Below are 7,972 nucleotides of genomic sequence, written 5' to 3'. Positions count from 1 at the left end.
TTACCCATCAGGAGTTTACAACATCATTGTAACTCAAGGTGAAAATGTGAAAACGCTTCGCGTAATCAAAAGATAATTAACTGTCTTTTAAAATAGAAAGCCCTTTCGGAAACGGAAGGGCTTTTTTATTGTTTTATTTTGTGATTGGTTGCAATCAGTTAGGAAATCGCATCGTTCTGTTAGTGGCGGTAGGTTTTTACTCTGTTGGGAATTGAATTTCGGATTTTATTTTAGAAGATGAATAGTTGCTTTTGAAGTTTGGTGTTGTTTTTTGAATCGAAAACACGACTCGTTGAGATTCTGTGATTCGAAGTTTACAACTGTTTTTTGGGATTGATTTCATCCGTTGTAGCTAATGGTCGAGAATTCATAGCCCCGATGGCAGCGGCATCCTCGGAGCAGAGCGGAGAGATATAGCGGACAGCGGGAAATTGCTACAAAAAAATAAAAAAGCAATAAACTTGTTAGATGCTCGCACTGACAATATCACGCAGATCCTTCGGGATAAAGCATAAAAAAACCCGAAATGAATCGGGCTTTAATTTTTTTATCACTATCAAGGACTAGTACTTGGCTAATCTTCTGTATTTTCTAATGCTATATAAGGCAAAAACTATTCCTGCGAAAGCGAGCCAAATTAGTTTGCCATTTATGGGCGCAGGTGGAGGGTCATTTCCTTCTAAACCGCCACTTCCATCATCATCACCAGGTTGGGCAAAGGCTACAAAATCAACCAACACAAGGAAGGTGAGTAGGTATAATTTAAATAATTTGTTTTTCATCTGTGCGTAGATTAAGTCGCAAATATATGAATGATTATTGAAAAAATGTACTTGATTCTTAAAAAAAATTCTTCTAAAACTGTTTTTAGCATTGATGTGGCTTGACTTCATAGTTAGAATTCGGAGGTAAAATGCAATTTAACAGTCGGGTATTTACTCACGGTCATTTGAATCGTAAAATCAGAGTCGGCTAAAAATACCAATTGGTTGTATTTGTCTTTGGCCAAGAACTTTTGTTTGATTCGCTTGAACTCCATGAATTCTTCGTTCTTTGGATCGTCAGGTTTGACCCAGCAAGCTTTATGAACGGGGAAGTTTTCATAAGTACATTTGGCACCATATTCATGCTCAAGTCGGTATTGAATCACTTCATATTGTAATGCGCCGACAGTTCCGATAACTTTTCGATTGTTCATTTCTAAGGTAAACAATTGGGCGACACCTTCGTCCATAAGTTGATCGATGCCTTTATCGAGCTGTTTGGCTTTCAGCGGATCGGCGTTGTTGATGTATCGGAAATGTTCCGGAGAGAAACTAGGTATTCCTTTGAAATTCATTAATTCGCCTTCAGTAAGCGTATCGCCAATTTTGAAATTTCCGGTATCGTGCAGTCCGACAATATCACCGGGATAAGAAATATCAACAATTTCTTTTTTCTCAGCGAAGAAAGCATTTGGGCTGGAGAATTTTAGGTTCTTTTTCTGACGAACGTGATAATACGGTTTGTTGCGTTCGAATGTGCCTGATACAATTTTAACGAAAGCTAAGCGATCACGGTGTTTCGGATCCATGTTGGCGTGGATTTTAAAAACGAAACCACTCATTTTTTCTTCATTTGGTTCTACCAATCGGGTTTCAGATTCTTTAGCTCTGGGCGATGGTGCGATTTCGATAAAACAATCTAGTAGTTCGCGAACACCGAAATTATTCAATGCAGAACCAAAAAATACAGGTTGTAATTTTCCTTCAAGATAGGCTTGTTGGTCAAAGGCAGGATAGACTTCATCAATTAGTTCGAGTTCTTCGCGCAACCTTTGGGCTGGATTTTGACCGATAATTTTTTCAAGTTCCGGGTTCTGAACATCTGAAAACGCTATAGTTTCTTCAATGTTCTTGCGACTATCTCCGCTGAATAGGTTGATGTTTTGTTCCCAAAGATTGTAAATACCTTGAAAGTCGTAGCCCATTCCGATGGGAAAACTCAGCGGTGTAACAGTTAAACCCAGTTTTTGCTCTACTTCGTCCATCAAATCAAAAGCATCTTTCCCTTCGCGGTCGAGTTTGTTGATAAACACAATAATCGGAATGTTCCGCAGGCGGCAAACCGAAACCAATTTCTCAGTTTGCTCCTCGACGCCTTTGGCTACGTCAATCACCACAATCACACTGTCTACGGCAGTTAAGGTGCGAAACGTATCTTCGGCAAAATCCTTGTGTCCGGGTGTATCGAGAATATTGATTTTTTTGTCTTTATAATTGAAAGCCAACACTGAAGTGGAAACCGAAATTCCTCTTTGACGCTCAATTTCCATAAAGTCTGAGGTAGCGCCTTTTTTGATTTTGTTGTTTTTAACAGCGCCGGCTTCCTGAATAGCACCTCCGAAAAGCAGTAGTTTTTCAGTTAGTGTAGTTTTACCGGCATCTGGATGCGAAATAATCCCGAAAGTACGGCGTTTTTGTATCTCTTTTTGAAAACTCATAATTGTTCTAAAATTGGCTGCAAAAGTAGTATTTATTCGAGAATAAAAATCATAGTTTTACGGGCTTTTTTCCTTTATTTTGCGAGGCCGAAACCGCCTGAAAAACCGTTAATAATTTTTTGTTAATAGTAGGCGCTAATGTATTTGAATTGTTATTTTTGTTCACTCGAAATTTAAAATGTTCGAGACCTAAAAACCTGACTTTAACCTAATTTATAAACGGAAATCTATACCTAATGAAAATGAAGCAATTGTTTCTCGGATTACTACTTTCTTTGAATCTTGCCGTAGTGGCCCAATCCAGTCAAAAGGAAGTTTTATTCACAATTGATGACCAACCATATTACACCGACGAATTCACTCGGGTTTATAACAAAAACCTAGACTTGGTTAAAGACGAATCACAAAAAGACCTCGCACAATACCTTGAACTTTTTATAGGCTACAAGTTAAAAATCAGCAAGGCAAACAAATTGGGTTTGCAAAATGGCGAGGCATACAAAAATGAGCTGAGTACCTATAGAACCCAACTTTCTAAAAATTACTTAAGTGATTCTAAAGTAACCAAAGAGTTGGTAGAGGAAGGCTATCAGCGTTCACAAAAAGAAATTAAAGCTTCTCATATTCTGCTGTTGGTCGATGAAAATGCTGCACCAGAAGATACCTTAAAAGCCTATAACAAATTGCTCGATATCCGCAACAAAATACTTAAAGGTGAAGATTTCGGGAAATTGGCTGCAGAATTCTCAGAAGATCCATCAGCTAAAGAAAATAAAGGAGATTTAGGTTATTTTAGTGCTTTCAGAATGGTTTATGCTTTTGAATCGGCGGCTTATAAAACGGCAGTAGGTAAAATTTCAAATCCGGTGCGCACGCGTTTTGGGTACCATTTAATTAAGGTTGATGATATCCGTGACAATCGCGGAGAAGTTACAGTGGCCCATATCATGTTGCTCAATCCGAAAGTAGATAACGCCGATGAAAAAGCCAAAGTCAAGAAAAACATTGAAGATATTTATCAGAAGTTGCAACAGGGCGAAAGTTTTGAAAGTTTGGCCAAGCAATTCTCAGAAGACAAATCTTCTTCTTCAAAAGGCGGCCAGTTGGCTCGTTTCGGTTCTGGGCAGTTGAGCTCTGAAGAATTTGAAAATGCTGCTTTCTCACTTACGAAAGACAAGCCGTTATCAGCTCCATTTCAGTCTAAATTCGGTTGGCACATTGTTAAACTCATTGAAAAGCACCCAACACGTACTTTCGACGAAATGAAAAATGAACTTGAAAACAAGGTTTCTAAAGACGACCGTTCCCGATTAATTACTAACTCACTCAACGAGAAGCTCAGAAAAAAATACACGGTCAAAAAAGACGATAAATTCTACGCTAGTTTGGTGAAACTTGTCACTAATGACTATTACGAGAACAAGTGGGAAGTGCCGGCTGATACTAAAGCCTACGACAAAAAATTGTTCGCCATCAACGAGAAAACCATCACAGGAACGTCATTCTTGATTTACCTAAAAACCCAACAGAAAGCAGGTTTGACTTTGAAGCCAATTAACAAATTGGTCGACAATTTTTATCAAAAATTTCTTGACGAGCAGCTTACAGCTTATTATACCGACCATCTTGAAACTGAATTTCCGGATTTTGCCCATGTCATGGACGAGTACCGTGATGGGTTGTTGTTGTTTGATTTGATGGAAAAAGAAATTTGGGATCGTTCTAAAACCGATACTTTAGGGTTGAAGAATTACTATGAAAGCCATAAAGCTGCCTATCAGTGGAAAAACAGATTAGATGTTTTGATTGCTTCATCTACCAACATGGATGTTATCAAGAAAGTTCAGAAATTGCTAAAGAAGAATGTAGCTCCAGAGAAAATCAAAGAGCAGTTCAATACCAAAGACAAAGTGGTGGTCATGACCAATAGCGGTGTTTTTGAAGACGGGAATGATGCCTTGCCGAAAAACCTTAAACACGAAGTAGGCGTTTCAGAAATCCTAAAAGATGGCGAATATTATTTTGTGGCTTTGGTCAATAAGATTCTTCCGGCCGGTGCGAAAACACTCGATGAATGCAAAGGGAAAGTCATCAATGACTACCAGCAAAACCTCGAGCAGAATTGGGTCAGTGAGTTAAAAAAAGAGTTTACCATCAAGACTTATCCTGAAGTTTTCGAAAAGGTCAAAAAAGAGCTTCAAAAGTAATGATCAAATGGACGATTGTTCTTGCATTGGCCACGAGTTTTACGGCTTGTAGTTATTTTAAGTCGGAGTCTAAAACCTCGGCTATTGCCAAAGTCAATTCAGATTATTTGTACCTTGAAGATATCGCTAGTATTGTTCCTGCGGATGCTTCCAAAGAAGATAGCGCTATCATTGTTCGCCATTACATTGACCGTTGGGCGGCAAAGAAGCTGCTGATTGATGTGGCGGAAAGAAACTTGAGCGACAACAAGAAAGCGGCTTTCGATACTTTAATCCAACAATATAAAATCGACTTGTACACAAAAGCCTATTTGGAAGAAGTAGTTAAAAGAACCACCGACACGGTCGTTGCCTTGGCAGAACTCAAAGACTATTACAAACAGAATAAAGACAATTTTAAAACCAACGCAACGCTCGTCAGACTGCGTTATATTGACATCAATAAAGACAATCCAAGGTACGAGACCATCAAGAGCAAGTTTTTCGATTTTAGAAAATCTGACAAGAAATTTTGGGATACATACACTTTGCAACTGAATAGTTTTGCGCTCAACGATTCGGTTTGGGTCGAAATGAGCCAGGTATATGCAAAGTTACCATTTATAACTCCAGACAATCGAGACCAATATATAATCCCAGGCAAAACGATTCAGAAAACTGAAGGCGGACACAATTATCTGGTAAAAATCAGCAACGTAATCGATAAGAATCAGATTGCTCCATTTGATTATCTCAAACCGACGCTCAAAGAGGTAATCATCAACAAAAGAAAACTAGAATTAATCAAGAATTTTGAAAAGGAAATCACTAATGACGCCATTAAAGACAAAAAGTATGAAGTATATCCATAAGCAGCAACTGTTTTCAATTTGCTTTTTGCTGATGGCCAGTAGTATGGTTTGGGCGCAGGAAATTATACGCGATACGGTTAAGCCTAAAAAAACTACTGAAACCCGTCGGATGAAAATTGATGGCGTGATTGCCACTGTTGGCGATTATAATATTCTAGATTCTGACATCGACAAAACTTTTCTGGAACTTTCCAGCCAAGGAAACTCTATCAAAGACATTACTCGATGCCAAATGTTGGGCAAGTTGCTTGAAGACAAACTCTATGCACACCAAGCCATTCAAGACAGTATTGTGGTATCGGATGATGAAATCAAATCCAAGATGGATGAACAACTCAACTATATGATTGAGCAATTGGGCTCGATGGATAAGGTCGTTCAGTATTTCAAGAAAACCAACGAAGCTGATTTCAAAGCCGAACTCTCTGAAATTATTAAGATGAACAAACTTGCTGGTTCGATGCAAAAGAAAATCATCGACGGCGTAGAAATTACTCCAGAAGAAGTTCGTACTTTCTTCAAAAAAATTCCAGCCAACGAGCTACCTGTTTTCGGTGCTGAAATGGAAGTGTCACAAATTGTCGTCGTGCCCAAAGTTTCTGAATCAGAAAAGCAAAAGGTGATTAATAAGCTCAAGGAGTTTAAAAAAGAAGTACAGGAAGGATCGAGTTTTTCCACAAAAGCAGTACTTTATTCGCAAGATCCGGGGTCAAGTTCCAATGGTGGTTTTTATCGTATGAATAAGAAAACACCATTTGTCAAGGAATTTAAAGATGTTGCGTTCAGTTTGGCGGAAGGCGAAATTTCAGAACCTTTCGAAACAGATTTTGGCTGGCACATTATTTATATAGAAAAAATCAAAGGCCAAGATTTGGATTTGCGTCATATTTTGTTGGTGCCTAAAACCGATGAGCAAGCCCTGAGTGAAGCCAAAGATAGAATTCAGCAAATCAAAAAACGCATTGAAGACAAGTCAATATCATTTGCTGATGCGGCTCGTGCTGAATCAGATGAAAAGGAAACTAAGGCCAACGGTGGGGTTTTAATCAATCCGAAAACACAAGATACCCATTTCGAACTTACCAAAATGGATCCGACATTATACGGACAAGTTTCGGGTTTGAAGGAAGGCGAAGTATCAATTCCGCAGATTGACGTAGACCAATCGGGCAAGAAAAAATACAAATTGCTCATGGTAACCAACCGAATCGAGGAGCACACCGCAGATTATGCCAAGGATTATATCAAGATTAAAAATCTTGCATTAAAAGAAAAACAGATCAACGCCATTGCGAAGTGGTCTGAAGAAAAAATCAAAGAAACTTACGTCAAAATTAACGGAGAATACCGCAACTGTGAGTTTACCAACAACTGGATTAAAAAATAATTACAGAATTAGAAGTCAGAGTCGGGCATTGGAATAACATAATTTCAACTCGAGTCCATCATTCCCAATATTACGTACTATGTCAGACGTTACAGCGATACAAAACTTGGTTCAAAAACGAATCGAATTAAAAAAAGAAATCTCCCAAATCATCGTAGGGCAAGAGCAAGTAGTTGATCAAATATTACTGAGTATTTTCTCAGGAGGACATGCTTTGTTAGTGGGTGTGCCAGGTTTAGCGAAAACCTTGATGGTCAACACTATTGCACAGGCGTTAGGGCTCGATTTCAAGCGCATTCAGTTTACCCCAGATTTGATGCCTTCGGATATTCTCGGTAGTGAAATTCTAGATGAGAGCCGCCAATTCAAATTCATCAAAGGGCCGATTTTCTCAAATATCATTTTAGCTGATGAGATCAATAGAACGCCGCCGAAAACCCAAGCCGCTTTGCTTGAAGCCATGCAGGAACGCGCAGTAACTATTGCCGGTCACAATTATAAACTCGCTTTACCATATTTCGTTTTGGCAACGCAAAACCCGATTGAGCAAGAAGGAACTTATCCGCTTCCAGAAGCCCAACTCGACCGTTTCATGTTTTCCATCAAACTAGACTACCCGACTTTTGAAGAAGAAGTCGAAGTAGTTAAAAGCACGACCACCGATCGTCAAGTAAGTATTAGACCTTTGTTCACTGCACAAGAGATTATCGATTTTCAACATTTGTTGCGTCGCATCCCAGTGCCGGATAATGTAGTAGAATATGCAGTGACTTTGGTAAGCAAAACCCGTCCGGATAATGTTTTGTCGAACGATTTTGTCAAGAATTATATTGATTGGGGCGCAGGGCCAAGAGCTTCCCAGAACTTGATTTTGGCAGCCAAAGCGCATGCAGCTTTTCAAGGTAAATTCTCACCTGATAGTGAAGATGTCAAAGCAGTAGCTATCGGAATCTTGAGACATCGTGTGGTTAAAAATTACAAAGCTGATGCTGAAGGAATCACCATAGAGAAAATTATCGCGTCGTTGTTTTGAGAAAATAGCCAA

The 7,972-nt window shown here is 39.0% G+C and carries 6 protein-coding genes; 4 read left to right on the top strand and 2 right to left on the bottom strand.

Translation table 11 applies throughout. From position 1 onward, the window contains the following. Positions 1-563: 563 nt before the first annotated feature. The gene (locus tag G4D82_RS08975) at positions 564-782 is read right to left on the bottom strand and encodes a hypothetical protein (protein ID WP_166336782.1); all 219 of its coding nucleotides are present in this window, start codon (positions 780-782) and stop codon (positions 564-566) included. A 113-nt stretch (positions 783-895) separates the two neighbouring features. Beyond that, entirely contained in the window at positions 896-2,482 is a 1,587-nt protein-coding gene (locus G4D82_RS08970; protein WP_166336780.1) for a peptide chain release factor 3, read from the bottom strand. Between the two features lie 236 nt (positions 2,483-2,718). Here G4D82_RS08970 and G4D82_RS08965 point away from each other — a divergent pair, with 236 nt between their 5' ends. The 4 genes from G4D82_RS08965 to G4D82_RS08950 all read left to right on the top strand — a co-directional run bounded on the left by G4D82_RS08965 (position 2,719) and on the right by G4D82_RS08950 (position 7,960). Beyond that, the gene (locus G4D82_RS08965; protein WP_166336778.1) at positions 2,719-4,689 is read left to right on the top strand and encodes a peptidylprolyl isomerase; all 1,971 of its coding nucleotides are present in this window, start codon (positions 2,719-2,721) and stop codon (positions 4,687-4,689) included. Continuing rightward, positions 4,689-5,540 (top strand): hypothetical protein, encoded by an 852-nt coding sequence (locus G4D82_RS08960; RefSeq protein ID WP_166336776.1) that lies wholly within the window; start codon positions 4,689-4,691, stop codon positions 5,538-5,540. The genes G4D82_RS08965 and G4D82_RS08960 overlap by 1 nt, the downstream gene beginning before the upstream one ends. Next, entirely contained in the window at positions 5,524-6,927 is a 1,404-nt protein-coding gene (locus tag G4D82_RS08955) for a peptidylprolyl isomerase (RefSeq protein WP_166336774.1), read from the top strand. Before G4D82_RS08960 ends, G4D82_RS08955 begins: the two co-directional genes overlap by 17 nt. Positions 6,928-7,006: 79 nt before the next feature. Next, positions 7,007-7,960, top strand: coding sequence for an AAA family ATPase (locus G4D82_RS08950; RefSeq protein ID WP_166336772.1), 954 nt, complete (start codon positions 7,007-7,009; stop codon positions 7,958-7,960). Positions 7,961-7,972 lie beyond the last annotated feature (12 nt).

Origin of the sequence: Flavobacterium lotistagni, from assembly GCF_011392125.1 — a bacterium.
Lineage (GTDB): Bacteria > Bacteroidota > Bacteroidia > Flavobacteriales > Flavobacteriaceae > Flavobacterium > Flavobacterium lotistagni.
The sequence above is the reverse complement of the archived record's forward strand: the minus strand, read 5'-3'. Positions and strand labels throughout refer to the sequence as shown.

Excerpts from the sequence above, each read along its gene's own strand:
- G4D82_RS08975 (WP_166336782.1), bottom strand. The coding sequence starts at position 782 with ATGAAAAACAAATTATTTAAATTATACCTACTCACCTTCCTTGTGTTG.
- G4D82_RS08970 (WP_166336780.1), bottom strand. The coding sequence starts at position 2,482 with ATGAGTTTTCAAAAAGAGATACAAAAACGCCGTACTTTCGGGATTATT.
- G4D82_RS08965 (WP_166336778.1), top strand. The coding sequence starts at position 2,719 with ATGAAAATGAAGCAATTGTTTCTCGGATTACTACTTTCTTTGAATCTT.
- G4D82_RS08960 (WP_166336776.1), top strand. The coding sequence starts at position 4,689 with ATGATCAAATGGACGATTGTTCTTGCATTGGCCACGAGTTTTACGGCT.
- G4D82_RS08955 (WP_166336774.1), top strand. The coding sequence starts at position 5,524 with ATGAAGTATATCCATAAGCAGCAACTGTTTTCAATTTGCTTTTTGCTG.
- G4D82_RS08950 (WP_166336772.1), top strand. The coding sequence starts at position 7,007 with ATGTCAGACGTTACAGCGATACAAAACTTGGTTCAAAAACGAATCGAA.